Below are 25285 nucleotides of genomic sequence, written 5' to 3'. Positions count from 1 at the left end.
GATCCGCCCGGGCTCCGGCCCCCCGGGTGCCGGGTGACTACCCGGGCAGCGCGTCCGCCTCGTCCTTCAGATCCACCCCGCTGCGCCCCAACTCCCGCGCCCCGCGCAACAGCGCGGCCAGCTTCAGTGCCGCCGTCTCGTACGTCAGGCCCCTCGGGGGGCGGATGTTGGAGAGGCAGTTGCGGGCGGCGTCGGTCGTCTCACCGGGCTTCGGGCCGTAGGTGAGGTACGCGCCCAGGGAGTCCGCCGCGGACATGCCGGGGCGTTCGCCGACCAGGACCACCACGGACGCGGCGCCCATGGCGTGCGCGACGTCGTCGCCGAGGGCCACGCGGGCCTGCTCGGCGAGGACGACCGGGGCCACGCCGGTGCCGGGCGGCAGCACGGCGGTCGTCGCCCGCACCACCGCCGCCGCGTGCTCGTGCACCGCCCGGCTCGACAGCCCGTCCGCGATCACGAACACCACGTCCCACGCCCCCGTCGGCAGATGCGCCCGGTCTGTCGGGTGCAGCCGGCGGCCCAGGTCGGGGCGCTGGAGGTAGGTCAGCCGGTCGGGCGCGGCACTGCGGACCCGTACCGTCGGCACACCGGTGAGCGCCGCGGCGATCAGGTCCGGGTCGAACGGCGAGTGCACGGCGTCCCGGGCCGCCGCGTGCGCGGCCTGGAGTTCCAGCCGGTGCCGGGTCGGCAGTGCCGAGCCCGCCCGGCCGAGGCCGATCCGGGCCTGGGTGTGGCGGCGCAGGGCCGACCAGAGGGCCATGTCGTCGGCGAGAACGGGTGGTTGGGTCATGCCGCGACTTCCCTTCCGATCGCCGTCAGCGGATGCGCGCCCGCCGTACCGGACACGTCCCGGATCGCTCCCCGCTCGTCCAGCAGCCCGATCGATTCCAGCCATGCCTCGAACTCCGGTGCCGGGCGCAGGCCCAGCACCTCCCGCAGGTACAACGCGTCGTGGTAGGAGGCCGATTGATAGTTGAGCATGATGTCGTCGCCGCCCGGCGTGCAGATCACGAACGAGGCGCCCGCGACGCCCAGCATGGTCAGCATGGTCGCCACGTCGTCGTCATCGGCGTCCGCGTGATTGGTGTAGCAGATGTCGAGGCCCATCGGCAGGCCGAGCAGCTTGCCGCAGAAGTGGTCCTCCAGGGCGGCGCGGAGGATCTGCCGGCCGTCGTAGAGGTACTCGGGGCCGATGAAGCCGACGACCGTGTTGACCAGCAGCGGCTGATACCGCCGAGCGACGGCGTACGCCCTCGCCTCCACCGTCTGCTGGTCCACCCCGTGGTGCGCGTCCGCCGACAGGGCGCTGCCCTGCCCGGTCTCGAAGTACATGACGTTCTGGCCGACCGTGCCCCGCCCGAGCGCCAGGGCCGCCTCGTACGCCTCGTCCAGCAGGCCGAGGGTGACCCCGAAGGACGCGTTCGCCGCCTGCGTCCCCGCGATGGACTGGAAGACCAGGTCGACGGGGGCTCCGCGGGCCATCAGTTCCACGCTCGTCGTCACATGACTCAGGACGCACGACTGGGTCGGGATCCCGTACCGGGTGATCACCCCGTCGAGCAGTTCCAGCAGGTCCCGTACGGCTTTTGGGCTGTCGGTCGCCGGGTTGACACCGATCACCGCGTCGCCGGAACCCAGCAACAGGCCGTCCAGCAGCGCCGCCGCCACGCCCGCGGGGTCGTCGGTGGGGTGGTTCGGCTGGAGACGGGTCGCAAGGCGCCCCGGCAGCCCGATGGTCGACCGGAACGCGGTCACCACGCGCACCTTCCGCGCCACCGCCACCAGATCCGCGTTCCCCATCAGCTTGGACACCGCGGCCGCCATCTCCGGCGTCAGCCCGGGCGCCAGCGCGGCCAGCGCCCGCGCGTCGGCTTCCTCCGACAGCAGCCACTCCCGCAGCTCCCCGACCGTCATCCCCGCCACCGGAGCGAAGGCGAAGGGGTCGTGGGTGTCGATGATCAGCCGGGTCACCTCGTCGGTCTCGTACGGGACGACCGGCTCGGTGAGGAACGCCGTGAGCGGCACCTCGGCCAGCGCCCAGCGCGCGGCGACCCGCTCCCGCGCCGACGACGCGGCGAGGCCGGCCAGCCGGTCGCCGGAGCGCTCGGGGCTCGCGGCGGCGAGCAGCCGGGCGAGGGAGTCGAAGCGATGGCGCTCGCCGCTGAGGGTGGAGGTGTAGGCGCTCATGACGGTGACCGTACGAGCCGTGTGTTGCGGTCAGATTTCTAAAGGTCTGGTTGACAAACATTTAACGCACCGACACCCTTGACCGACTCATTCGGGCCACAGAGTTCCACTCCATCGGCAGCGCGCGTCGCGCGCTCACGGAAACCAGGAAGGGGCCACCCGATGGCAGTACAGGAGGGCGTCGCCCCGGCGGCGGACAGCGCCGGCGAGGAAACCGTCCACCGCCTCAAACCCAACGCCATCGGCCTGCTCGGCGTGGTCTTCATGGCCGTCGCGACCGCCGCGCCGATCACCGCGATGACCGGGAACGTGCCCTTCATGGTGTCGTCCGGCAACGGGATCGGCGCCCCGGCGAGCTATCTCGTCGCAATGGTCGTCCTGGCAATCTTTTCCGTCGGTTTCACGTCGATGGCGAAGCACATCACCTCCACCGGCGCCTTCTACGGATTCATTTCCTACGGCCTCGGCCGCACGGTCGGCCTCGCCTCCGGGCTCCTTGCGACCTTCGCGTACGTCGTCTTCGAGCCCGCCCTCATCGGCATCTTCTCGACCTTCGCGACGACGACCCTCAAGGACCAGACGGGGCTGCACATTCCGTGGTGGGTGTTCGCGGTCCTGATGCTCGCCGTCAACGCGATGGGAACCTGGTTCGGAGTCTCGGTCGCCGAGAAGCTGCTCGTCGTGCTCCTGGCCACCGAGGTGACCGTCCTCGCGGCGATGGCGATCTCGGTCGCCCTGCACGGCGGCGGCCCGGACGGCTTCACCTTCGGCCCGGTCAACCCGGTCAACGCCTTCCAGGGCACGAGCGCCGGCCTCGGCCTGTTCTTCGCCTTCTGGTCATGGGTCGGCTTCGAGTCGACCGCGATGTACGGCGAGGAGTCCCGGGACCCGAAGAAGATCATCCCCAAGGCGACGATGATCTCGGTGCTGGGCGTCGGCGTCTTCTACGTCTTCGTCTCCTGGATGGCCATCACCGGCAACGGCGAGAAGGAGGCCGTCGCCGCCGCCTCCTCGGCGAACCCCCTCGCGCTGTTCTTCAACCCCACCGAGCAGTACGTCGGCCACTGGGCGGTCGTCGTCATGCAATGGCTGATGATCAGCGGCTCCCTGGCCTGCGGCATGGCCTTCCACAACTGCGCGGCCCGCTACATGTACGCGCTGGGCCGCGAGGGCGTCCTGCCGTCCCTGAAGAACACCATCGGCCGCACCCACGCCCGGCACGGCTCCCCGCACATCGCGGGCCTCGTCCAGACCATCGTGAGCGCCGTGCTGATCGCGGCGTTCTGGATCGCGGGCAAGGACCCGTACGCCGGCCTGTACGTCCTTCTCGCCATCCTCGGAACCATGGCGATCCTCGTCGTCCAGGCCGTGTGCTCCTTCGCGGTGCTGGCGTACTTCCGCTCCCACCACCCCGAGAGCCGGCACTGGTTCAAGACCTTCACCGCCCCGCTCATCGGTGGCGTCGCGATGCTCGCGGTGGTGGTGCTGCTGGTGTCCAACATGGGCGTGGCGGCCGGCTCGGAGTCCGGCTCCCTGGTCCTGAAGGCGACCCCGTGGCTGGTGGCCCTGGTCGCGGCGACGGGCATCGGGTACGCGCAGTATCTGAAGCGACGGTCCCCGGAGCGGTATGCGCTGCTGGGGCGAACGGTGCTCGAGGAGACCAAGGAACGGTAGTGCGGCGGCAGCGCGGCTGTGCCTCCGCCGCCTGGCACGCACGCGCGTCCGCCGCCTGACTGACACCCCGCAAGCGCCCGGGTGCCGGCCCGGCCGGCCTGACGGCAGGGGGACACCGGTGGCACGCGTGGTTCAGTTCCGCAGCCGGCCGGTGGGCAGCCGAAGGGTGAACCCCGACCCGGTGCCGGGGACGCTGCGTGCGGTGGCCGTGCCGCCGTGTGTCTCCGTGTGCCGGCGGACGATGGCCCGCCCGAGGCCGCTGCCGCCGGTCGGCCACCGGCTGCCGCAGCCGTATCGGGTCGGCGGTCGGCGGTCAGCTCGGGGTCTCCTTCGGTGCGAGCCGGCGGGCTTCCTCCGGCAGGGCGTCCGCTTCAGGCGCCGAACGTCTTCTCGCGGTGGAGCCGCCAGCGCTCCATCATGGCCGAGACCTCGCCGTCGAGGAACTCGAAGAAGGCGAGCGTCTCGGTCATCCGGCGGCCCGCGGGGGTCTGTGCGCCGAGGCTGGTGACGCCCTCGCGCAGGGCGCCCTCCCACCGTTTGAGGACCGCCTCACGGTTGGTCAGGGCCTCGTACCACTGGTCGCCGTGCACCCGGTAGCGCTCGCGGCGCGAGCCGGGCTCCCGCTCGCGCGACACCATGTGCGTCTGGGCCAGGTAGCGCACCGCCCCGGACACCGCGGCGGGGCTGATCCGCAGCTGTTCACCCAGCTCGGCGGAGGTCATCACGCCCTCGTCGGAGGCGAGCAGCGCGGCGAAGACCCGAGCGGCCATGCGCTGCATCCCCGCCTCGACGAGTTGCGCCGCGAACGACTCGACGAACCTCGACACGGCCTCCGCGTCCCGCCCGGCCCCGGCTGATTCCGTCATGCGTTCATCCTATCCGGGCTTTATACGCTTCCTTAACTTCACAAATTTCTGAAGGAAGCGTACGTTCTGAAGAATGACGAAGGCAATCAGTGTCTCCGGGCTGCACAAGTCGTTCGGCGGGACGCACGCGCTCGACGGCCTCGACCTGGACGTCGAGTCCGGCGAGGTCCACGGCTTCCTCGGTCCGAACGGGGCCGGCAAGTCCACCACCATCCGCGTCCTGCTCGGCCTGCTGCGCGCCGACTCGGGCGCCGCGCAGGTCCTCGGCCGCGACCCCTGGGCGGACGCGGTGGAGGTGCACCGCCGGATCGCGTACGTCCCCGGCGACGTGACGCTGTGGCGCGACCTCTCCGGCGGCGAGGTCATCGACCTCTACGGCAGGCTGCGCGGCGGCCTCGACCCGGGCCGCCGCGCCGAGCTGATCGAGCGGTTCGAGCTGGATCCGAGGAAGAAGGGACGGACGTACTCGAAGGGCAACCGGCAGAAGGTCGCCCTGGTCGCCGCCTTCGCCTCGGACGTCGACCTGCTGATCCTGGACGAACCGACCTCCGGTCTGGACCCGCTGATGGAGGAGGTCTTCCAGCGGTGCGTGGAGGAGGAACGGGACCGCGGCCGCACCATCCTGCTCTCCTCGCACATCCTGAGCGAGGTCGAGGAACTCTGCGACCGGGTGAGCATCATCCGCCGGGGACAGACCGTCGAGACCGGCTCGCTGGCCGAGCTGCGCCACCTCACCCGCACCAGCGTGACCGCCGAACTCGCGGGCGCGCCCAACGGGTTGGCGCTACTGCCGGGCGTCCACGACCTCGCCACCCAGTCAACGGAAGGGGGCCGGGGGTACCGGGTCCGTTTCCAGGTGGACACCGACAAACTCGACGCCGTGCTGCGCTCACTCAGCGAGTCCGGCGTGCGGTCGCTGACGTCGACGCCGCCGACCCTGGAGGAGCTGTTCCTGCGGCACTACCAGGAGGACGGGGTCGTTCAGGGGGTGGCTCGATGACCGCGACCGCCTTCGACCCGCGACCCACGAGCTCACGGCCCACCGGCCCACGGCCCACCGGCTTACGCCAACTGGCGGGAACCGGCGCCCTGTTGCGTTTCGCGTTGCGCCGCGACCGCGTGATGATCCCGATCTGGGTCGCGGTGAACGCGCTCATGGTCCTCTCCATGCCGAACACCCTGGAGGGCCTCTACGCCACCCCCGCCGAACGCGCCGACCTGCTCACGCAGATGTCGACCAACTCCTCGCTGCGCGCGATGGTCGGCCCGGTCTTCGGCGACTCGATCGGCGCGCTGACCGCCTGGCGGGTCGGCGTGTACGCGGGGGCGCTGGCCGCCGTGACGAGCCTGCTCGTCGTCGTCCGGCACACCCGGGACGAGGAGGAGAGCGGCCGTCAGGAGCTGGTGGCCTCGGGCATGGTGGGCCGCCGGGCCTCCCTCACCGCGGCCCTGCTGGCGGCGGCGGTCGCCAACACGCTGACGGCGCTGCTGGTCGTGGCCGGCCTGGCCGCCCGGGGAACCACCGGCGGGCTGGCGTTCGGGATCGGGATCGCGGGCGTCGGCATGGTCTTCGCCACGATGGCGGCGATCGTCGCGCAGCTCACTCAGAGCGCGCGGCTCGCCCGCGGGCTGACCGCGGCGGTCCTCGGCGCCGCCTTCGCGCTGCGCGCGGCGGGCGACTCGGCCACCGACGACGGCTCCTCGGTGCTGACCTGGCTGTCCCCCCTCGGCTGGCTGGAGAACCTACGGCCGTACGCGGACGAACGCTGGTGGGTACTGCTCCTGTTCATGACGGCGGTCGCCGCGCAGGCGACGGTGGCGTACGCGCTCGCCGGGCGGCGGGACGTCGGCATGAGCTTCCTGCCCACCCGGCCCGGACCGCCGGCCGGCCGCCTCGGTTCGGCGGCGGCGCTGGCCTGGCGCTTGCAGCGGGGCAGCGTGCTCGGCTGGAGCATCGGCTTCTTCCTCGCCGGCCTGGTCTACGGCGGCATGACGGAAGGCGCGGCCGACCTCGTCGGCGACAACGACAACGCCCGCGAGATCATCGAGCGGATGGGCGGACAGGCCGGCCTGACGGACGCGTTCCTGTCGGCGATGGTCGGCATGCTCGGCCTGATCGCCGCGCTCTACGTCGTCGCCTCCGTCCTACGACTGCACGGCGAGGAGACCTCCGGGCGCGCGGAACCGGTGCTGGCGAACGCGGTGGGCCGGTTGCGATGGGCCGCCGGGCACCTGGTGATCGCCTTCGGCGGGGCCGCACTGATCATGCTGCTCGCCGGACTGGGCTTCGCCCTCGGCTACGGCAAGGAGGCCGGGCCGATCCTGGGCGCCTGTCTCGTGCAGGTGGCCGGCGTCTGGGTGGTCGGCGGTCTGGCGGTGCTGCTGCACGGAGTGGCGCCCCGGGCGGCGATGGCGGCCTGGGGTGTGGCCGGGGCGGTACTGCTGATCGGCTGGGTCGGCCCCGCGCTGGACGTTCCGCAAACGGTCCTGGACCTCTCCCCGTTCGGCCACCTCCCGAAGCTCCCGGGCGGGGAGATGGAGTGGGGCCCGGTACTGGTCCTTCTGCTTCTGGCAGCCACCCTGACCGGGGCGGGACTGGCGGGACTTCGGCGGCGTGACGTCACGACGTGAGGGTCCCCGTCGCGGTGGGTGAACCGGGTGGGTGCCGGACACGTCTGTTCGGGCATGAACCGGAATGCCGTGGCGTGCGGTGGATGTGTGCTGTCGCTGGTGGGCGCGTTGGCGGCCACCCTCCTGTGGCTCTCCTCCGCTCGCACCCGCATCCATCTGGGCCACGGCTTCGAGGACGAGGGCCTGGACCTCGGTGTGCTGTTCACCGAGCTCCCGCTCGTGTTCCTCGCCGGAGCCCTCGGGCCGACCCTGGTCTACGCGCTGCTCGCCCGCGCACTGGGCGGCCGACCGAAGCCGGACGACCACCAGCCGGACGACCACCAGCCGAACGAACACCGACCGGACGCTCACCCGTCAGGCCGTCACGGATAGCCCTTCCAGCCCCCGGATCACGAAGTTCGGCTTCCGCACCGGCTCCGCCGTCAGGCTCAGCGTGGGCGCCTTCTCGAGGAGTGCCGTCATGGAGGCCGCGAGCTCGATACGGGCCAGGGGCGCGCCGATGCAGTAGTGGATGCCCGCGCTGAAGGAGATGTGCGGGTTGTCCTCCCGGGTCAGATCGAGCCGCTCGGGATCCCGGAAGACCGCCGGGTCGTGGTTGGCGGACCCGAAGAGCATGGCGATCTCGGCGCCCCGGGGGATCACCGTGCCGTCGATCTCGATGTCGTCCAGCACCCAGCGTTCGAAGAGCTGGAGCGGGGTGTCGTAGCGCATCAACTCCTCCACGGCGGACGGGACCAGGGAGTGGTCGGCGCGGAGGGCGGCGAGCTGGTCGGGGTTGCGGAACAGGGCCCACCAGCCGTTCACCGTGGCGTTGACCGTCGCCTCGTGGCCGGCGTTCAGCAGCAGCACGGCGGTGGAGATCATCTCCTGCTCGGTGAGACGGTCGCCCTCGTCGTGCGCCGCGATCAGGCCCGAGATGAGGTCGTCGCCGGGCTCCCTACGACGGGCGGCGATCAGTTCCCGGAGGTAGTCCGAGAACTCGACGGACGCCCTGACCGCCCTCGCCGCCGTCTCCTGCGACGGGTTCAGCTCGTACATCCCGCAGATGTCCGCCGACCAGGGCCGCAGCGGCGCCCGGTCCGCCTCCGGGATCCCCAGCATCTCCGCGATCACCGCGACCGGCAGCGGCTCCGCCACGTCCGTCAGCAGATCACCCCCGCCCGCCTCCACCAGCGCGGACACCAGCTCACCGGCCAGCCCGTGCACATACGGCCTCAGCCGCTCCACCGTGCGCGGGGTGAACGCCTTCGACACCAGCCGGCGGATCCGGGTGTGGTCCGGAGGCTCCAGGTCGAGCATTCCGTGGTCGTTGAGCGTGTGGAACGGCTCGTGCTCCGGCGGCGGCGCCGTCCGCCCGAAGTCCTCGTGCGTGAACCGGTGCTGATACGTCCGTCCGAGCCGACGGTCCCGCAACAACGCCGAGACGTCCGCGTGGTGCGACACCAGCCACTGGTCGGTGGGCTCGTAGCGCAGCACCCGGCCACGCTCACGCAACTCGGCGTACGCCGGGTACGGATGGGCGACGAACGCCGGGTCCCAGGGGTCGAACGCGAGGTCGGAATCAGCTGCCATGCCCGGACGCTAGCCCGCCGCCCTTGCGTCTGACCAGGGGTGTCCCGCCGGCGACGCGGCCGTGTCCCTCCAGCGGCGCGGCCTTCTCAGCCCGGCATGACCAGCCTGGCCTCGTACGCGAACACCGCCGCCTGCGTGCGGTCCCGCAGTCCCAGCTTCACCAGGATCCGGCTCACATGCGTCTTGATCGTCGAGTCGGCGACCACCAGCCGCTCCGCTATCTCGGAGTTCGACAGACCCTGTGCGATCAGCACCAGCACCTCCGTCTCCCGTTCGGTCAGGTCGCCGTAGGCCGCCTGCGCGGAGGGCGCGAGGCGCGGGGCGGCGGACAGCTTGGCGAACTCGGTGATCAGTCGCCTGGTCACCGAGGGGGCCAGCAGGGCCTCCCCGGACGCCACCACCCGTACTCCGTCCGCGAGTTGGCGGGCCGAGGCGTCCTTGAGGAGGAAGCCGGAGGCTCCCGCCCTGAGCGCCTGGTACACGTACTCGTCCAGGTCGAAGGTGGTCAGCACCAGCACCTTCGCCGCGCCGTCGCCGGCGACGATCTCCCGGGTCGCCTCTATGCCGTTCAGCTCGGGCATGCGGATGTCCATCAGCACCACGTCCGGGGCGAGTTCACGGACCTGGTCGACCGCCTCCCGTCCGTTGACCGCCTCGCCGACGACCTCGATGTCCGGCATGGCGTTCAGCAGGACCGAGAAGCCCTCGCGCACCATCATCTGATCGTCCGCGATCAGGACGCGGATGGTCATACGTCACCCTCGCTCACCGCGGTCACCGTGGTCACCGGCAGGAACACCGTCACCTCGTAGCCTCCGTCCTCCGCCGGGCCCGCCGTCATCTCGCCGTTCAGCATGGAGACCCGCTCCCGCATGCCGGTGATGCCGTGCCCCGCTCCGGGAGAGGGCTTCACCAGCGACGGCTCGGGCACCGGGTCGTTGACTATCCGCAGGCCCAGCCCGCCCAGGACGTACCCGATCTCCACCCGGGCGTCGGCCCCCGGCGCGTGCCGCAGGCTGTTGCTCAGCGCCTCCTGCACGATCCGGTACGCCGACAGCTCCACGCCCTGCGGCAGCTCGCGCACCGCTCCGGTCACCGTCTTGTCGACGCTCAGTCCCGTGTCCCGCACATTGGCGAGCAGCGCGTCCAGGTCGGCGAGGGTGGGCTGCGGGGCATCCGGGGCCTCGTAGTCCTCGGCGCGGACCACGCCCAGGACCCGGCGTAGTTCGGTGAGGGCCGCCACCGCGTTCTCCCTGATCGTGGCGAAGGCGCGCTCCAGCTCCGGCGGCGGGTTCTCCACCCGGTAGGGGGCGGCCTCCGCCTGGATGGCGACGACGGACATGTGGTGCGCGACCACGTCGTGCAGTTCGCGGGCGATCGTCGTGCGCTCCTCCAGCAGGGTGCGGCGGGAGCGCTCGTGCTCGGTCACCGTCTGCTGGGCCGTCACCTCTTTCTCGGCCGTCCGGCGTGTGTACCAGACGGCGACGACGAGGAGGATCAGCGCGGAGACGACCAGCATGGGCCCGGTGTTCGAGTAGTAGTGGCCCCCACCGAGGGTGATCTCCGACCCGATGCCGTACGCCCCGGTCAGGATCCACATCCAGGCCGCCGTGCGGGGCCCGGTCCGGATGGCCACGACGGTCAGGACGATCAGGTGGGTGGCGAAGTTGCCCATCGGCCACGGCCAGTCGTCGTAGCTGTTGACGAGCACCGCGGCGAACGGGGTGGCCACGAGCGACAGCCAGAAGGCACCGGTCGGGCGCAGCAGCACCAGCAGGACCGGGAACAGGGCCAGCGGCGCCGACAGCAGCGAGCCGGTGTCGCCGACCGCCTTGGCCGCGGCCTCCTCCGCGGAGGCGGCGGTGATCGCCGCCAACAGTCCGGTGAACGCCACCACGGCGTGCGGTGCCCAGGCCGCGTACTCCCGCAGGCGGCCCGGCAACCGCCTGGTCACGGGGCCGTCGACGCGCATACGGGGCAGCGGGTCGTAGGCGAAGGCGTTGGTGAACAGCTCCTGCCGCAGGCCGCGCAGGGCGTCCACGGCCAGCCGGTACTCAGGGCTGCGGGCTCTGATTCCGCCCTGCGGCGTGGGGTGTGTCTGTGTCGTCTCGGTCACATACAGAACGGTAGGCGGAGGACGGGGTCGCGGTCGTCAGCAGTGAGAGTGGTCCTTCGGGGTCCGTCTCAGGTACTACAGGTACCGGCGGGCCGACCCGTACGGGTCGACACAGGTCAGCGGCCACACACCCGCAGGGCCGGCAGGCACCGCACGGCCGCAGGCACGGCAGGGCTTCAGTACCCGGCGGGACGTACCAGCCCTGACTCGTACGCGAACACCGCCGCCTGTGTGCGGTCGCGCAGGCTCAGCTTCACCAGGATGCGGCCCACGTGCGTCTTCACGGTCTGCTCGGCGACGACGAGACGCTCGGCGATCTCCGCGTTCGACAGGCCCTGCGCGATCAGCGCCAGCACCTCCGTCTCCCGTTCGGTCAGACCGCCGACGCGTTCCTTGAGCGGGGCGCGGGGACGGTCGCCCAGGCGGGAGAACTCGGCGATCAGCCGCCTGGTGATGCCCGGCGCGAGCAGCGCGTCGCCGGCCGCCACCACCCGCACCGCCTCGGCGAGCTGGTCCGCGGACGCGTCCTTCAGCAGGAACCCGGACGCCCCGGCCCTGAGCGCCTCGTACACGTACTCGTCGAGGTCGAAGGTGGTGAGCACCAGCACCTTGATGTCGGGCCGTTCGACGGTGATCCGGCGGGTGGCCTCGATGCCGCCGAGCTCCGGCATCCGGATGTCCATGAGGACGACGTCCGGGGCGAGTTCGGCGACCTGGGCGACCGCGTCCAGGCCGTCCACCGCCTGGCCGATCACCTCGATGTCGGGCTGGGTGTTGAGCAGCACCGTGAAGCCCTGCCGGACCATCTGCTGGTCGTCCGCGATCAGTACGCGGATGGTGCCGCTCGTCATACGGTGTCGCCCTTCGGGTCGGTGGCCGGGGCCTGGCTCAGACGGATGCTCGGTCCGGCGCCGGGAACGGGTTCTGGTGCGCCCGGCCGGCGGGCGTAGGTCAGGCCGTCGGCGAGGACGGCCACCGGGATGAACGCGGACACCTTGTAGCCCCCGTCCCCGTCGCAGTCTGCGAACAGGGCACCGCCGAGCATGACCACCCGCTCCCGCATGCCGAGCAGTCCGTGCCCGGCGCCCGGCGACGGCGGCGCGGGCCTCGTGGGCCGCGAGTTGGCGACACTCACGCCCACGCCGTTCAGCCTGTAGTCGAGTTGGACGCGGGCGATCGCGCCGGGCGCGTGGCGCAGTACGTTGCTCAGCGCCTCCTGAACGATCCGGTACACCGACAACTCCACGCCGGGCGGCAGGGATCGCGGCTTGCCGATGACCTCGAGAGTCACGGTCAGACCGGCGGCCCGGGTGTTCTCCACGAGCGCGGGGATCCGGTCCAGGGTGGGCTGCGGGGCGTGCGGGGCGGTGCCGGTGCCGGCTTCGTCGGGCGACTCCGGCCGGTCAGGGTGCTCCGCGCGCAGCACACCCAGGACCCGGCGCAACTCGGTCAGCGCCTCCAGCGCGTTCTGCCGGATACCCGCGAGGTTCTCCATGAGTTCGTCCGGCGGGTTCTCGACGAGGTGCGGGGCGACCTGTGCCTGGATCGAGATGACGGACATGTGGTGGGCCACCACGTCGTGCAGTTCGCGAGCGATGCGGTTGCGCTCCTCCAGCAGCGTGCGCCGCGCCCGCTCCTCGGCGGTCATCGTGGTCTGCCGGCCGAGTTCGGCGCGGGCCTCGCGGCGGCCACGCAGGGCGATACCGAGCACCACGACGACCGCGAACAGGATGACCGCGAGCACCCCGGTGGGCTGGTAGTCGGCGGCGCCCAACAGGCCCTGTATCGCGTATGTGAGGAGCGTGGTCACACCCAGAGCCTCGACGGACACCCGGGTGGGCACGCGCAGCGCGAGCAGCAGCAGCACGGCCATCTGCCCGATGATCCCGGCCGCCGTCCAAGGCCAGACGAAGTCGTGGGCGCCACCGGCCAACAGTTGGCGGCGAACCTCGAAGGCGCCGCCCACCATGGCCGCCGTGGTGAGCAACCAGGCGGGGATCGGCCGCCACATCGCGAACAACACCGCACCGCCCTGAGCGAGCCCGAGCAGGAAGGCGATCTGGGTGCCCACTCCCCCGTTGTCTGTGAGCTGCGCCATGCCCCCGAGGGTGACCCCGAACGCGACGAGGCAGAGCAATCCGTGCGGCAGCCAGCGCAGCCACATGGAGGGCGGCAGCGGGTCCACCCTGAAGTGGAGCAGATCGTCGCGTAACACACGCAACCAGCGCAGGACATACCTCCGGAGCACGTGCTCCACCCCCGTCTCGGTCACGCGGTCCACCCTAGACATGAGGCGCCCCCGCGCGTTCGGACGTCCGGTGCACGCGGACCACCCGCGAGCGGCCCCGGCGCTCGGAACGTTGGCGGACGCCCTGCTCTTGATGGCGGAACGCCGTCCAGCACACCGCGAGGGCCAGGGTGAGGACCGGGAGCCAGGCCAGGCGGGCCGCCACCCAGTCCAGGCCGTCGGGGGCGGTGTGCAGGCCGGGCAGCCGACCCGCCAGGAGTCCGGTGGCCGTGGTGGCCATGAGGGCCGTCTGGTGCCAGAGGAAGATCGTCATCGCGGAGAGGTTCACCAGCGCCACCGCCGCCCAGGCCAAGGGGCGCCGCATCGTCCGGCGCAGTCGGTCGCGCAGGAGCAGGGCCAGGCCACACTGGGCGAGGCCGAAGGTGACCGCGGCCAGCGTCGGCGGGTTCAGGTTGGAGATCCCGGCGCCGGGGACGCCGACCATCGACGCCGGGTAGCCGGCGAACGCGACCAGCAGTGCCGTCGTCACCGCGCCGCCCGTCAGCAGCAGCACGCCCGCGCGGCGACTGTCCAACTCGCCCCGCGTCCAGGCCGCGCCCAGGGAGTAGGGCACCAGCCAGCCCGCCGCCACGTTCACCCAGCCGAGCCAGGACGGGCCGCCGAGACCGAAGCGGAGAAGGTCCACATGGAGAACGACGGCAAGCGGCCAGAGAGGGTTGAGTCGGCGCAGAAGCGGAGTCGCCGCCGTCAGGACGGCGAAGACCAACAGGAACCACAAGGGGGACAGCGCCAGCTTGACCAGTGTGCGCACCGTCGCGAACTCGGCGCCCGTCAGCAGGAGGGCCGTCGCCGTCACCGTCCACAGAGCCAGGACGGCCGCGACCGGTCTGAACAGGCGGGACAGCCGGGACGCCAGCCACTGGCCGTACGTCATGCCGCGGGCGCGGGCCGAGGTGTAGCCGAGGGTCGCCACATGGCCGCCCACCAGGAAGAACACGGCGAGTGTCTGGAACGCCCAGGAGATCGGGGCCAGCCAGGGCATGTGCTGGAGCGGGCTCGCGGTGCGCAGTCCACCGCCGTCCGCGACCAGGGCGGTCACCAGCCAGTGGCCGAGGACCACGCCGAGGATCGCGAGGGCGCGCAGCGTGTCGACCGCGCGGTCACGCTCGGCGGGGGTGGCGGCGTCGACCCGGTCGGCGCCCTGTCGTATGACCTCCCACACGCGGTGCGGGGTCTTCGTCTCACGCACGGGTGACCTCCGAGGTCGCTCCGAGGACGATCCGGGCCAGGTTGGTCAGGGAGGCCGAGCCCGGTGCGAAGTAGTCGCTGTGGCCTCCGTCGCCCGCGGCGAAGACACGGGCCCCGAAGGACGGGGAGAGCGGGTCGGTGCCGAAGCCGACGGTGGTGCCGAACAGGTCGGCCCTGACGTGCGGCACCTCGCCCACCCAGTCGTCGGAGCCGCGGGCCGCCCACACCCGGGCCCGGGTGTGCAGGCCGGCCACGGTGTCGGCGCCGGTGCCGGGGCTGCCGACCAGGGCGATGTCGTCCACGTCCAGGCCGGCGGCGGCACGCCCGCAGACGACCGAGCCGTACGAGTGGCACAGCAGGGAGAGCCGGGCCTTCTCGCCGACGATGCCGCGCAGTTGCCGTATGAACTCCCGCAGGTGCGGGGCGGCCTGCTCGGCGCGGCCGCTGGTGGCGACCGTGGTGCTGACGGTGTCCGGTGTCTCGTAGCCGAGCCAGGCCACGACCGCAACGCGGGGGTCCCGGTCCAGTGCCGTCCACAGGTGGGTCGCCGTCGCGCGGAAGCGGTCGTATGTGTCGAGTGAGGTGTCGGAGCCGGGGACCAGGACCGCGACGCGGTCGGCGTGGGCCAGGTCGCCGAGGACCTCCGCCGTACGACCGGAACCGCGGCCGTCGAAGGCGAGAAAGCGACGGGAAGGGGCGGCCATCGCACGGTCCGTCGCGGCGCGTGCCCGGTCGCCGTGGGCGTCGGCCATCCGGGACGCCTCCCCGGCGTTGGCCCGGTTCGCCGCGTACGCCTCGTCCAGCGTGGCCCCTGTCACCGGGGCCAGGGCGACGGGAGCCGGCGCGGGGATCTCCGGTCGGGCGGCGCCGGAGAGGGGAACCACGACGGCCGCGGTGACGAGGGCGGCGAGAAGACCACGACGCCACCCCTGCGAGCGTCGCCGCCCGTCAGGATCCCGACGCCCGCCAAGTCGGCGGCGCGGCCCGTCACTTCCAGGCCCCCGGTGCCGCTCCCCGCCCCCGGCCGGTCCCTCCCCTGCCCCTGCCCCTGCCCCTGCCCCTGCCCCCGACTCAAGCCCCACCGTCGTCGTCCTTCCAGTCCGCCCGGTCATCGGGCTTGTATGGAAGGGAAGTTACGGATCCGTGCTCGTCGTCCGCGTCACGCCAGGGAGCTCATCTGCGCTGTAGCTCTCAGGTATTACGGGTACGACCGGGGCGGGTCAGGGACAGCCGGAACCGGGCCGGACCACGGGCACGCGTACAGGCCCGCACAGGTCACGCGGGCACGCGTACAGGTCACACGGGCTCCCATACAGGTCACCACGCCAACTGCGCGATCTCCTCCCCCACCACCGCGCAGGCGTCGGCCACCGGATCGATCAGTGGGAAGTGGCCGACGTCCTCCAGGAGCGTCAGGCCCACCACCTCGCCCGCCTTCGCTGCCGCGTCCGCGTACGCCTCGGCGACCGCCTCCGGGACGACCTCGTCCGCGCGGCCCTGGACGAGGGTGGTCGCGATGCCGGTGGGGAGCAGGAGCGCCGGGTCGGCGTAGGGCCGGCGTTCGGTGAACCCCTCGTCACCGCCCAGCAGTTGCCGGCAGGCACCGCCGCACACGTCCAGCTTCTCCGCGACCGCGAAGTCGGCGATCGGGGCGAGGGCGACCACGCCGCGCAGCGGGACCGGACGGTCGACGCGCCACGGGGCGTCGGCGGGCAGCAGGTGCCGGGCCGCCGCCCACAGGGCGAGGTGGCCGCCCGCCGAGTGGCCGGTGATCACCATGCGGCGCGGGTCGGCCTGCGGGAGGGACACCCGGGCGAGGTCCGGCATCGCGTCGAGCGCGGCGGCGATGTCGTCGAAGGTGTCCGGCCAGCGGCCCGCGACCGGCCCGGACCCGCCCTCGCTCGCGCCCCCGCGCCGGTACTCCACGTTCGCCACCCCGAAGCCCCGACGTGCCAGGTAGTCCGCGAACGGGGAGATGTGGCGGCGGTCGTACGGTGCCCGCCAGGCGCCTCCGTGCAGCACGACGACCAGCGGTACCGGACCGCCCGGGCCCACCCCCTCGTGCGGGGCGTAGAAGTCGATCACCTGGTCGGGGTGATCGCCGTACGCCGCGGTGGAGTCGGGGTCGACCGCCGGGTGCGAGAAGGCCGACTCCTCTTCGGCAGCGGCACGGGCAGCTACTCCATCGCGAGCTGCGGCGTCGTCCGGCATGCTCCAACCTCTCAGCGTCGAAACGGATTTGGCGGACCGGGAAGACTCCAGGAGAGGACTCGGCCGTTGGCCGGGACGGTATCAGGCCCATGACGTGCACGGACCAGGGGATGTCACGCTCGGTGAGGCTCAAGCGGTTCTGCTTCTTCGTTGCGCCGACGGGCCGTCCGCCCAGGAGATCGGCCCGTGCACCGTGCGGGCCGCTATGTCCGCCGCGTCCGACACCGTGCGTCCCAAAGGTCGCACCGCCCGTGTCCGTACGGCCGTGCTCAGTACACCCGTACGGTCGTGATCGTCAGCCGCCGCCCCCACCCCGAAGGGTCCCCGCAAGCACCCCCGCCGCCCGCTCCACATCCGCGAACCCGACGTACAACGGTGTGAACCCGAAGCGAAGGACGTCCGGGTGCCGGAAGTCTCCGACGACGCCCTGTTCGATCAGCCGCTCCATGACCTGGCCGGCATCCGCACAGCGCAGCGCGACCTGGCTGCCCCGCTCCCCGTGGGGCACCGGCGTCAGCGACTCCACGCTGCCCGCCGGAACGTACTCGGCCACGCACTCCAGGAAGAAGTCCGTGAGCGCGAGGGACTTGGTGCGGACGCTCTCGATCGAGACGCCGTCCCACACCTCCAGGGCGGCCTCCAGGGCGAGCATGGACAGGATGTCGGGCGTGCCGACGCGACCACGCGGGGCGCCGGTGGCCGGTGTGTAGTCCGCACGCATGCCGAAGGGGTCGGCGTGCGAGTTCCAGCCGGGCAGCGGGGAGTCGAAGCGGTCCTGCAGTTCGCCGCGTACGTACAGGTACGCCGGTGAACCCGGGCCGCCGTTCAGGTACTTGTAGGTGCAGCCGACCGCCAGGTCTACCCCGTGCTCGTCGAGTCCGACCGGCAGGGCGCCCGCGCTGTGGCACAGGTCCCAGACGGCGATCGCGCCCGCCGCGTGCACGGCGGCCGTCAGAGCGGGCAGGTCGTGCAGCCGGCCGGTGCGGTAGTCGACGTGGTTCAGCAGCACGGCGGCGGTACGGTCGCCCAGCGCGCCGGGCACCTCCGCCGGCGTCACCGGGCGCAGGGCGCAACCCGTCATCCGGGCGGCGGACCCGGCGATGTACCCGTCGGTGGGGAACGTGGTCGCGTCGACGAGGATCTCGTCACGAGCATCGCCGTCGGCGAGCCGCGCCAGCCGTACCGCACCCACAAGTGCCTTGAACACGTTGACACTTGTGGAGTCGCCGACCACGATCTGTCCGGCCGCCGCGCCGATCAGCGGGGCGATCCGGTCGCCGATCCGCTCGGGCGCGGTCCACCAGCCGCTCTCCTCCCAGGAACGGATGCGCAGCTCGCCCCACTGCCGCCGTACGACATCCTCGACGCGCCCGGGGACGGCCGCCGGCAGCGCGCCGAGCGAGTTCCCGTCCAGGTACACGGCCTCGTCCAGGACGAACCGCGCACGCACTCCCGCCAGTGCGTCACCGGCGTCCAACTCCCGTGCTTTGAAAGCTAGTTCAGACATGGGAGCGCGCCGTCCACAGCTCCGGGAACACGTTGTTCCGGGCGCGTTTCTCCAGCCAGGCGACCCCGGCGGAGCCGCCTGTGCCGGCCTTGGAGCCCATCGCGCGGCGGGTGGCGACCAGGTGGTCGTTGCGCCAGCGCCACACCAGCTCGGCCACATCGGTCAACGCCTCGCCGAGGCGGGCCAGTTCGTCGCTCTCGTCACCGGAGTAGAGGGCCGTCCAGACGGCCTCGACCTCGTCGGACGGCTGGTACCGGCGCGAGACGTCACGTTCCAGCACCGCCCCCGGCACGGCATGCCCGCGCCGGGCCAGCAGCCGCAGCACCTCGTCGTACAGGCTCGGCTCGTGCAGCGCCTTCTCCAGCTCCGCGTGCACACGCGGCGCGCCGCGGTGCGGGACCAGCATGGAGGCGGACTTCTCGCCGAGCAGGAACTCCATCCGGCGGTACATCGCCGACTGGAAGCCGGAGCCCTCGCCGAGGGCGCTGCGGTACGCGTTGAACTGGGCCGGGGTGAGCTGTCCGAGTGGCCTCCAGGAGGCGTTCAGCGCCTCCAGCTCCCGTACGGAACGCTTCAGCGCGGCGACCGCCACCGGCACGTCGTCCTCGCGCAGGGCCCGCGCCGCGGTCTCCCACTCGTGGACGATGACGGTGAACCACAGCTCCATCACCTGGGTCGTGACCAGGAAGACCATCTCTCCGGGATCGTCGGAGAGGGTGTGCTGCAGGTGAGTGAGCACGTCCGCCTGTACGTAGTCCTCGTACGGGGTCGTGCCGTTGAAGTCGAGATGCGGGGTCTCGGGCTCCTGCGCTTCTTGAGCCTCTTGGGACATCGCTGTCTCCTGTTGTGTACTCCGGGTAGCGGTCCGCCCCTGCCGTTGTCGACACGGTGGCCCCGGTCCCCGCCGGGCATCTTCTTCGATGGTCCGCCAAAAACGCAAGGCCCGCCTGATCGCCCAGGCGGGCCCGGAGGGGAGGCGACGACTCAGCCCAGGGTCTGGGCGGCCGCCGGGGAGGAGTCCTTCAGGAACTGGGAGCAGCGCTCGTACAGGGAGTTGGAGAACGAGCAGATGCGGCAGTCCGGCCGGCACCCGGTGATCCGTCTCGATCCACGTCACTGCCGACACCTGCCGACGGCCTGTCGCGCTGGGAGCGGTAGTACCCCACGCCGCTGGCACGCCAGGGCGCGGCAGCTTTGGGGTTACCAGGGGATGACGCCCTCGTCCTCGAAGAACGAACCCGTCGGGCCGCCGTCGGGCAGCGTGGCGAGCCGGATCGCTGTGGCCGCGCCCTGCTCGGGGGGGCCCGTGGAAGTCGGTGAAGTCGGTCGCGACCAGGCCCGGGCAGGCGGCGTTGATCAGGATGTTCGTACCGGCGAACTGGCGGGCGTACTGCACGGTGACGGCGTTGAGGAAGGACTTCGACGGTGCGTAGGCCGCCATGATGGGGCCGATCTCGATGTCCGGGTCCGCCTGCCGGGTCAGGGAGCCGACGTAGCTGGAGACGTGCGGTCGAGGGGTGTTCGGTCGCTGGTCGAGACAGGTCAGCGGCACTCCGCCAAGCGGCTCAGGGACGGGCGAGGGTGGATCGCCGATCTCCTGGCCCTCGGATCACCGGCCCGGCTCGTCCGCGGCTGCCGTCACAAGCTCAGCAGCAGGTCCCGGACCGCTGCGGGCTGGGACAGGAACGGGTGGTGGCCGGCGTCGAGCTCGACGACGTTGCCGGCCCGGCGGGCGAACTCGCGCTGCAGCCGCGGCGGGGTGCCCCGGTCCTGAGCGCAGACGAGGTACGTCGAGGGCACCTGCTGCCATGCGGCGGCCCCGACCGGCTGCCCGGTCACCTGCACGCTCTGCCGGGCGAGGTGGTCCGCCGCCCGCGCCTGGACCTCGGGGTCGCAGTCCTGCAGGAACGTGTCCACGAGCAGCTCGGGGCGGACCCCGAACGTGCCGGCGTCGGGGTCGACGTCGAGGAACGGGGCGGGGCCGCCGTCCGCGAACTCCGACAGGCTCTGCCCGACCTCGGGCAGGTAGCTGGAGACCAGCAGCAGATGGCGCACCGACCCGATTCCCGCGGCGGCTTCCGCGGTGACGATGCCGCCGTAGCTGTGGGCGACCACGACGGTCGGCTCGTCGCCGGCCCGCAGCACCTGCCGCACCGCGGCGACATCCTCGGGCAGCCCCGGACCGTCGACGCCGCCGGGCAGGCCCGTCTCGCCGCAACTCGGCAGCGCCGGGGTCACGCTCGGCACCCCTCGCTCCCGCAGCAGCTCGGCGGTGCGGTGCCACCACCACGACCCGTCCCGCACGCACGCCCCATGCACGAAGACGACCCTCATCGCTACCTCCACGTCCGCCTTGACTGGCCTTGACTGGCTTGACTGCCCCCAGCCGACGATAGACGTAGCATTCGTTACGTGAAAAAGTAGGGTCATGGGCAGACGACCGCAACCGCACATCAAGGAGAAGCTGCTCGATGCCTGCGCCGATCACGCCCTCGCGCACGGCCTCCCCGACCGGCTCGAGCCGCTGGCCACCGCCACCGGCACCTCAGCCCGCATGCTGATCTATCACTTCGGCACCCGCGACGCCCTGCTGCGGGCCGTCCTCGGGCACGCGCGGCAACGTCAGCTCGACACCTTCGGCGACCTTCTGCGGGTGCGACCCGAGGAGCCCTACACGGCCACCCTGAACCGCGCCTGGATCTCCATCACCGGCCCGGACGGGCAGCCGTACCTGCGGATGTTCGGTCAGCTGCGCGAGAGTGCGGAGCAGCAGTTGTGGCCCAACTTCCGGCGCACCGCGACGACCGACTGGCTCGGGCCGCTCGAGGACGGCCTGCGCAGTATCGGCCGGCCGGATCTCGCGACGCTCGTTCTCGCCGTCATCCGTGGTCTCCTCATGGACCTCGACGCCACCGGCGACACCACCCGCACCGACCAGGCCTTCCGCGACTTCCTCGGATCGGTCGAGCACCTGCCCAGCGGCTACCGCTCAACCGCCTACGGCTCCCAGGAGCGCGCCGGCAGCAGCACGACCAGCACCGACACGGCGTCGGGCACATAGCGCGGCCGCAGGGTTCGCCTGCCCTGGCCGCTCCCCCGCATCCCCTGCCGCGCAAGTGGCAGACTGCTTCCATGACGACGCACAAGAACCTGCTCGGCGGCCCGGAGCCGACCTACCTGCCGGAGAACGAAGAGGCGTACCGCCTGCTGGGCGAGGAGTCCCAGCCCCCGGCCGAGGTCGCGGCGAAGTACCCCACGTTCTCGCTCGCCTGGGCGATGCTCGCCGACGACGCCTTCGAGGCGGGGCGAGTGGTCGAGTCGTACGCGTACGCACGCACCGGCTATCACCGCGGCCTGGACTCGCTGCGCCGGGCCGGGTGGAAGGGGCATGGCCCCATCCCTTGGGAGCACCGGGCCAATCGCGGGTTTCTGCGCTGCCTCGCCGCACTCGCTCGTGCCGCCAGGGAGATCAATGAGAAGGACGAGGCGGAACGTTGCCAACAGTTCCTTCAGGACAGCAGCGCGGAAGCGTACGCCGAGCTGAGGCGCTGAGCCGGTAACAGCCACCGCGGCTGAAGCGTCCGTGCCGCCGCCGTCACTCAGCCACGGCGACGGCACGGAACGCAGATAACGCAGAAACTCCCGCTACGGCACACCCCCGAGCCCGTAGTCCCCACTACGACAAACGCCCCCGCGCCCGCTCTCCCTCCAGCGGCGGCGCCGTAACGGACCCGTGCCTCAGGCACTCCGGCCTCTGGCAGCCCGGCGGAGGCCTCCGTACCGTCGCGAAGGCCACCGCCGCCCCGACCACCAGCACCCCCGCGCACACCACCATCGCCCGCCCGAACGCGGCGTCGAAGGCCTCCGGTGACCGGTACGCCTCCTCCCCCATCCCGACGATCAGCGGCAGCGCGGCCACCGCGATCAGCCCCGCCGCCCGGGCCGCCGCGTTGTTGACGCCGCTGGCAAGACCGGCCCGCGCGGTCTCCACGGACCCGAGGACACTCGCCGTCAGCGGAGCCACCAGGGTCACCATGCCCAGCCCCAGCACCAGCAGCGCGGGCAGCACATCGGTGACGTACGAGGCCCCCGGCCCGACCCGCAGCATCAGCAGCATCCCGGCGGCGCACAGCAGCGGCCCCACCGTCAACGGGATCCGTGGCCCGATCCGGTCCGCCAGCTCACCGGAGCGCGCGGACAGCAGCAGCATCAGGGCGGTCGTCGGCAGCAGGGCCGTGCCGGCGCCGAGTGCCGAGTAGCCGACGGCCACCTGGAGCTGGACCGCGGAGAGGAAGAAGAACCCGCCGAAGGCCGCGTACACACACAGCGTGACCAGGTTGACCGCGGTGAACTGGCGGGACGCGAAGATGTCGAGCGGCATCATCGGATCGGTCCGGTGCCCCTCGACGTACACGAAGGCCACCGCGGCCACCAGACCGGCGACGGCCGAGACAACGACGGTGAGGGTTGCCGAGCGGGCCTCGATCAGCGCGTACGTGAGCAGCGCGAGCGCCGCCGCGCCGAGGACCGCGCCGAGCACGTCGAAGCGGCCGTGGGTACGACTGTCCGCGGACTCCGGAACATGCCGTACGGCGATCGGCGCGCACAGCAGCGCCAGCGGGACGTTGAGCAGGAACACCCACCGCCAGCCCGGGCCGTCGACCAGCCAGCCGCCGACGAACGGCCCGACGGCCGCCCCGATCCCGCCGAATCCCGACCACAGGCCGACGGCCCGCCCCCGGTCGTCGGGATGGAAGGAGGCCTGGATGAGCGCGAGGGAGCCGGGGGTGAGGAGGGCGCCCCCGATCCCCTGCAGGGCACGGGCGGCGATCAGCACACCGGCGTTCGGGGCGATGCCGCACAGCAGGGAGGCCGCGGCGAACCAGACGACACCGACGACGAAGACCTTGCGGCGGCCGAGGCGGTCGCCCAGGGAGCCGCCGAGCAGGATCAGCCCGGCCAGCGTCAGCGTGTACGCGTTGACCGTCCACTGGAGGGCGGCGAGGTCCGCGTCGAGGTCACGGCCGATGGAGGGCAGGGCGACGTTGATGACGGTCGAGTCCAGCATGGCCATGCTGGAGCCGAGGACGGTGGTCAGCAGGATCCATCTGCCCTGCGGTGAGGCCAGCCGGACATCGGGCATGCCCCAGATATACAACGCGCCCGGTGCCGTGGCACCGGGCGCGCCGGAATCCGCCGGGGAAAGGTCGCGAGCGACCTCGACCAAGCGGGTTACTTGATCTTCGTGCCCGCCGAACGCAGGTGCTGCGTCGCCTCGACGACGCGCGCGGCCATGCTCGCCTCGGCCAGCTTGCCCCAGGTACGCGGGTCGTAGATCTTCTTGGAGCCGACCTCGCCGTCGACCTTCAGCACGCCGTCGTAGTTGCGGAGCACGTGGTCGGCGACCGGACGCGTGAAGGCGTACTGCGTGTCGGTGTCGATGTTCATCTTGACGACGCCGTTCTCCAGCGCGGTCGCGATCTCTCCCTCCGAGGAGCCGGAGCCGCCGTGGAAGACGAAGTCGAACGGCTGGGAGCCGGCCGACTGGCCGTACTTGGCGGCCACGCCCTCGTTCAGCTGCTTCAGGAGCTCGGGACGCAGCACCACGTTGCCCGGCTTGTACACGCCGTGGACGTTTCCGAAGGAGGCGGCCAGCAGGTAGCGGCCCTTCTCGCCCAGGCCCAGCGCCTCGACCGTACGCACCGCGTCGTCGACCGTCGTGTACAGGGAGTCGTTGATCTCGTGCGAGACGCCGTCCTCCTCGCCACCGGTCGGGGTGATCTCCACCTCGAGGATGATCTTGGCGGCGCGGGCCTTCTCCAGCAGCTCCTGCGCGATGGTCAGGTTGTCCGCCAGGGTCTCCGCGGAACCGTCCCACATGTGGGACTGGAACAGCGGGCCCAGACCGGCCTGGACACGCTTCTCGGAGATCGCGATCAGCGGACGGACGTAGGTGTCGAGCTTGTCCTTGGGGCAGTGGTCCGTGTGCAGGGCGACGGTGACCGGGTACTTCTCGGCGACGATGTGCGCGAACTCGGCGAGCGCGACCGAGCCCGTCACCATGTCCTTGCTGTACTGGCCGCCCAGGAACTCGGCGCCACCCGTGGAGATCTGGATGATGCCGTCGCTCTCGGCCTCCGCGAAGCCGCGCAGGGCAGCGTGCAGGGTCTGGGTCGAGGTGACATTGATGGCCGGGTAGGCGAACTTGCCTGCCTTCGCCCGGTCGAGCATCTCGTTGTAGACCTCGGGGGTTGCGATCGGCATCTGTCCGCTCCTTGGTATGTGCGGGTTGGCGTTCTGCTGCTACGGCCCTGACCTAGACCTTGGGGGTGACGTCGTCGTCGGCCCCATCTTTCCAGACTTGACCGAATGGTCGATGCCGCAGGTCAAGTCGTTATCTCAGGCGTTGCGTCAGTCGTTGTGCAGGCGTTGTGTCAGTTGTTGTGTCAGTCGTTGTGTCGGGCGTTGTGTCAGTCCAGGCCCAACTCGTCCTTGGAGTAGGCGAAGAGGTACGGGACGCCCGCGCCCTGCTCGATCTTCTCGGCGGCGCCGGTAGCCCGGTCGACGATGGTCGCGACGGCGACGACCTCGGCACCCGCCTCGCGCACGGCCTCGACGGCGGCGAGCGGGGAGCCGCCGGTGGTGGAGGTGTCCTCGACGACCAGGACCCGGCGGCCCGCGATCTCCGGCCCCTCGACCTGCCGCTGCAGGCCGTGCGCCTTGGCCGCCTTCCGTACGACGAAGGCGTCCAGCTTCCGGCCGCGGGCGGCGGCGGCGTGCAGCATGGCGCCGGCCACGGGGTCGGCGCCCATGGTCAGCCCGCCCACCGCGTCGAAGTCCAGGTCGGCGGTCAGGTCCAGCAGCACCTGCCCCACCAGCGGGGCGGCCTCGCCGTCGAGGGTGATGCGCCGCAGGTCGACGTAGTAGTCGGCCTCGAGACCCGACGACAGGGTCACCTTGCCGTGCACGACGGCCTTGTCCTTGATCTGCTGCAGCAGGGCGCCGCGAACGTCAGTCATGCCTGT

General features: G+C 71.6%; 23 protein-coding genes and 2 pseudogenes. 6 read left to right on the top strand and 19 right to left on the bottom strand.

Annotated elements, in window-relative coordinates; genetic code table 11:
• Positions 1-37: 37 nt before the first annotated feature.
• The gene (eutC, locus tag AB0H86_RS05850; RefSeq protein WP_362433394.1) at positions 38-790 is read right to left on the bottom strand and encodes an ethanolamine ammonia-lyase subunit EutC; all 753 of its coding nucleotides are present in this window, start codon (positions 788-790) and stop codon (positions 38-40) included.
• Entirely contained in the window at positions 787-2187 is a 1401-nt protein-coding gene (locus AB0H86_RS05845) for an ethanolamine ammonia-lyase subunit EutB (RefSeq protein WP_362433392.1), read from the bottom strand. Before AB0H86_RS05845 ends, eutC begins: the two co-directional genes overlap by 4 nt.
• A 162-nt stretch (positions 2188-2349) precedes the next feature.
• On the opposite strand from AB0H86_RS05845, the gene AB0H86_RS05840 reads away from it, so the two are divergent.
• Entirely contained in the window at positions 2350-3861 is a 1512-nt protein-coding gene (locus AB0H86_RS05840; protein ID WP_362433390.1) for an APC family permease, read from the top strand.
• Positions 3862-3993: 132 nt separating this feature from the next.
• On the opposite strand, the pseudogene AB0H86_RS05835 reads toward AB0H86_RS05840, so the two are convergent.
• Both AB0H86_RS05835 and AB0H86_RS05830 read right to left on the bottom strand, forming a co-directional pair.
• A pseudogene (locus AB0H86_RS05835) lies at positions 3994-4131 on the bottom strand (ATP-binding protein); the annotation flags it as partial.
• Between the two features lie 101 nt (positions 4132-4232).
• Complete coding sequence (locus AB0H86_RS05830; protein WP_362433388.1) at positions 4233-4727, bottom strand: MarR family transcriptional regulator; 495 nt, start codon at positions 4725-4727, stop codon at positions 4233-4235.
• 73 nt (positions 4728-4800) lie between these two features.
• On the opposite strand from AB0H86_RS05830, the gene AB0H86_RS05825 reads away from it, so the two are divergent.
• Genes AB0H86_RS05825 through AB0H86_RS05815 form a run of 3 tightly spaced genes read left to right on the top strand, consistent with a single transcriptional unit; the run spans position 4801 to position 7730 of the window.
• Positions 4801-5727, top strand: a complete 927-nt coding sequence (locus tag AB0H86_RS05825; protein ID WP_362433386.1) for an ABC transporter ATP-binding protein — start codon at positions 4801-4803, stop codon at positions 5725-5727.
• On the top strand, positions 5724-7358 hold the full coding sequence (locus tag AB0H86_RS05820) for an ABC transporter permease (RefSeq protein ID WP_362433383.1): 1635 nt from the start codon (positions 5724-5726) through the stop codon (positions 7356-7358). Before AB0H86_RS05825 ends, AB0H86_RS05820 begins: the two co-directional genes overlap by 4 nt.
• A 54-nt stretch (positions 7359-7412) precedes the next feature.
• The gene (locus AB0H86_RS05815) at positions 7413-7730 is read left to right on the top strand and encodes a hypothetical protein (protein WP_362433380.1); all 318 of its coding nucleotides are present in this window, start codon (positions 7413-7415) and stop codon (positions 7728-7730) included.
• Here the strand turns inward: AB0H86_RS05815 and AB0H86_RS05810 are convergent.
• The 12 genes and pseudogenes from AB0H86_RS05810 to AB0H86_RS05755 form a co-directional block, all read right to left on the bottom strand.
• Positions 7713-8930 (bottom strand): cytochrome P450, encoded by a 1218-nt coding sequence (locus AB0H86_RS05810; protein ID WP_362433378.1) that lies wholly within the window; start codon positions 8928-8930, stop codon positions 7713-7715. The genes AB0H86_RS05815 and AB0H86_RS05810 overlap by 18 nt on opposite strands.
• Positions 8931-9016: 86 nt before the next feature.
• Positions 9017-9682, bottom strand: a complete 666-nt coding sequence (locus AB0H86_RS05805; protein ID WP_362433376.1) for a response regulator transcription factor — start codon at positions 9680-9682, stop codon at positions 9017-9019.
• A complete protein-coding gene (locus AB0H86_RS05800; protein WP_362433374.1) occupies positions 9679-11046 on the bottom strand; it encodes a histidine kinase in 1368 nt (455 codons plus the stop codon). The genes AB0H86_RS05805 and AB0H86_RS05800 overlap by 4 nt, the downstream gene beginning before the upstream one ends.
• Positions 11047-11222: 176 nt before the next feature.
• Positions 11223-11897, bottom strand: coding sequence for a response regulator transcription factor (locus AB0H86_RS05795; protein ID WP_362433371.1), 675 nt, complete (start codon positions 11895-11897; stop codon positions 11223-11225).
• Entirely contained in the window at positions 11894-13336 is a 1443-nt protein-coding gene (locus tag AB0H86_RS05790) for a sensor histidine kinase (RefSeq protein ID WP_362433369.1), read from the bottom strand. Before AB0H86_RS05790 ends, AB0H86_RS05795 begins: the two co-directional genes overlap by 4 nt.
• Positions 13329-14543: an acyltransferase gene (locus tag AB0H86_RS05785; RefSeq protein ID WP_362433366.1), complete on the bottom strand. Its 1215-nt coding sequence runs from the start codon at positions 14541-14543 to the stop codon at positions 13329-13331. The genes AB0H86_RS05790 and AB0H86_RS05785 overlap by 8 nt, the downstream gene beginning before the upstream one ends.
• Positions 14536-15426: an alpha/beta hydrolase gene (locus tag AB0H86_RS05780; RefSeq protein WP_362433363.1), complete on the bottom strand. Its 891-nt coding sequence runs from the start codon at positions 15424-15426 to the stop codon at positions 14536-14538. Before AB0H86_RS05780 ends, AB0H86_RS05785 begins: the two co-directional genes overlap by 8 nt.
• A gap of 433 nt (positions 15427-15859) precedes the next feature.
• Positions 15860-16753, bottom strand: coding sequence for an alpha/beta hydrolase (locus tag AB0H86_RS05775; protein ID WP_362433360.1), 894 nt, complete (start codon positions 16751-16753; stop codon positions 15860-15862).
• Between the two features lie 295 nt (positions 16754-17048).
• Positions 17049-18260 (bottom strand): kynureninase, encoded by a 1212-nt coding sequence (gene kynU, locus AB0H86_RS05770; protein ID WP_362433358.1) that lies wholly within the window; start codon positions 18258-18260, stop codon positions 17049-17051.
• On the bottom strand, positions 18253-19092 hold the full coding sequence (locus AB0H86_RS05765; RefSeq protein ID WP_362433356.1) for a tryptophan 2,3-dioxygenase family protein: 840 nt from the start codon (positions 19090-19092) through the stop codon (positions 18253-18255). Before AB0H86_RS05765 ends, kynU begins: the two co-directional genes overlap by 8 nt.
• 368 nt (positions 19093-19460) lie before the next feature.
• Positions 19461-19797 (bottom strand): annotated as a pseudogene (locus tag AB0H86_RS05760) (SDR family NAD(P)-dependent oxidoreductase); the annotation flags it as partial.
• A gap of 101 nt (positions 19798-19898) precedes the next feature.
• Positions 19899-20594, bottom strand: a complete 696-nt coding sequence (locus AB0H86_RS05755; protein ID WP_362433354.1) for an alpha/beta hydrolase — start codon at positions 20592-20594, stop codon at positions 19899-19901.
• 94 nt (positions 20595-20688) lie between these two features.
• Here AB0H86_RS05755 and AB0H86_RS05750 point away from each other — a divergent pair, with 94 nt between their 5' ends.
• The gene (locus AB0H86_RS05750; RefSeq protein ID WP_362433352.1) at positions 20689-21321 is read left to right on the top strand and encodes a TetR/AcrR family transcriptional regulator; all 633 of its coding nucleotides are present in this window, start codon (positions 20689-20691) and stop codon (positions 21319-21321) included.
• A 71-nt stretch (positions 21322-21392) separates the two neighbouring features.
• On the top strand, positions 21393-21812 hold the full coding sequence (locus tag AB0H86_RS05745; RefSeq protein ID WP_362433349.1) for a DUF3151 domain-containing protein: 420 nt from the start codon (positions 21393-21395) through the stop codon (positions 21810-21812).
• A gap of 124 nt (positions 21813-21936) precedes the next feature.
• On the opposite strand, the gene AB0H86_RS05740 is transcribed toward AB0H86_RS05745, so the two are convergent.
• The 3 genes from AB0H86_RS05740 to pyrE form a co-directional block, all read right to left on the bottom strand.
• Entirely contained in the window at positions 21937-23403 is a 1467-nt protein-coding gene (locus AB0H86_RS05740; protein WP_362433347.1) for an MFS transporter, read from the bottom strand.
• Between the two features lie 89 nt (positions 23404-23492).
• Positions 23493-24524 carry a class II fructose-bisphosphate aldolase gene (fbaA, locus tag AB0H86_RS05735; RefSeq protein ID WP_362433345.1) on the bottom strand — a complete coding sequence of 344 codons (1032 nt, stop codon included), beginning with the start codon at positions 24522-24524 and terminating at the stop codon, positions 23493-23495.
• 206 nt (positions 24525-24730) lie between these two features.
• Entirely contained in the window at positions 24731-25279 is a 549-nt protein-coding gene (gene pyrE, locus AB0H86_RS05730; RefSeq protein ID WP_362433342.1) for an orotate phosphoribosyltransferase, read from the bottom strand.
• Positions 25280-25285 lie beyond the last annotated feature (6 nt).

It is taken from the genome of Streptomyces sp. NPDC050997, assembly GCF_040660135.1.
GTDB lineage: Bacteria > Actinomycetota > Actinomycetes > Streptomycetales > Streptomycetaceae > Streptomyces.
This window is presented reverse-complemented; position numbering and strand designations above follow the sequence as displayed.

What these genes read in the sequence shown, in the direction of transcription:
- AB0H86_RS05795 (WP_362433371.1), bottom strand. Translation starts at nt 11,897, where the DNA reads ATGACGAGCGGCACCATCCGCGTACTGATCGCGGACGACCAGCAGATG.
- eutC (WP_362433394.1), bottom strand. Translation starts at nt 790, where the DNA reads ATGACCCAACCACCCGTTCTCGCCGACGACATGGCCCTCTGGTCGGCC.
- AB0H86_RS05755 (WP_362433354.1), bottom strand. Translation starts at nt 20,594, where the DNA reads ATGAGGGTCGTCTTCGTGCATGGGGCGTGCGTGCGGGACGGGTCGTGG.
- AB0H86_RS05745 (WP_362433349.1), top strand. Translation starts at nt 21,393, where the DNA reads ATGACGACGCACAAGAACCTGCTCGGCGGCCCGGAGCCGACCTACCTG.
- AB0H86_RS05790 (WP_362433369.1), bottom strand. Translation starts at nt 13,336, where the DNA reads ATGTCTAGGGTGGACCGCGTGACCGAGACGGGGGTGGAGCACGTGCTC.
- AB0H86_RS05740 (WP_362433347.1), bottom strand. Translation starts at nt 23,403, where the DNA reads ATGCCCGATGTCCGGCTGGCCTCACCGCAGGGCAGATGGATCCTGCTG.
- AB0H86_RS05825 (WP_362433386.1), top strand. Translation starts at nt 4,801, where the DNA reads ATGACGAAGGCAATCAGTGTCTCCGGGCTGCACAAGTCGTTCGGCGGG.
- AB0H86_RS05815 (WP_362433380.1), top strand. Translation starts at nt 7,413, where the DNA reads ATGAACCGGAATGCCGTGGCGTGCGGTGGATGTGTGCTGTCGCTGGTG.
- AB0H86_RS05750 (WP_362433352.1), top strand. Translation starts at nt 20,689, where the DNA reads ATGGGCAGACGACCGCAACCGCACATCAAGGAGAAGCTGCTCGATGCC.
- fbaA (WP_362433345.1), bottom strand. Translation starts at nt 24,524, where the DNA reads ATGCCGATCGCAACCCCCGAGGTCTACAACGAGATGCTCGACCGGGCG.
- AB0H86_RS05805 (WP_362433376.1), bottom strand. Translation starts at nt 9,682, where the DNA reads ATGACCATCCGCGTCCTGATCGCGGACGATCAGATGATGGTGCGCGAG.
- AB0H86_RS05830 (WP_362433388.1), bottom strand. Translation starts at nt 4,727, where the DNA reads ATGACGGAATCAGCCGGGGCCGGGCGGGACGCGGAGGCCGTGTCGAGG.
- AB0H86_RS05845 (WP_362433392.1), bottom strand. Translation starts at nt 2,187, where the DNA reads ATGAGCGCCTACACCTCCACCCTCAGCGGCGAGCGCCATCGCTTCGAC.
- AB0H86_RS05840 (WP_362433390.1), top strand. Translation starts at nt 2,350, where the DNA reads ATGGCAGTACAGGAGGGCGTCGCCCCGGCGGCGGACAGCGCCGGCGAG.
- AB0H86_RS05820 (WP_362433383.1), top strand. Translation starts at nt 5,724, where the DNA reads ATGACCGCGACCGCCTTCGACCCGCGACCCACGAGCTCACGGCCCACC.
- AB0H86_RS05765 (WP_362433356.1), bottom strand. Translation starts at nt 19,092, where the DNA reads ATGTCCCAAGAGGCTCAAGAAGCGCAGGAGCCCGAGACCCCGCATCTC.
- AB0H86_RS05775 (WP_362433360.1), bottom strand. Translation starts at nt 16,753, where the DNA reads ATGCCGGACGACGCCGCAGCTCGCGATGGAGTAGCTGCCCGTGCCGCT.
- kynU (WP_362433358.1), bottom strand. Translation starts at nt 18,260, where the DNA reads ATGTCTGAACTAGCTTTCAAAGCACGGGAGTTGGACGCCGGTGACGCA.
- pyrE (WP_362433342.1), bottom strand. Translation starts at nt 25,279, where the DNA reads ATGACTGACGTTCGCGGCGCCCTGCTGCAGCAGATCAAGGACAAGGCC.
- AB0H86_RS05810 (WP_362433378.1), bottom strand. Translation starts at nt 8,930, where the DNA reads ATGGCAGCTGATTCCGACCTCGCGTTCGACCCCTGGGACCCGGCGTTC.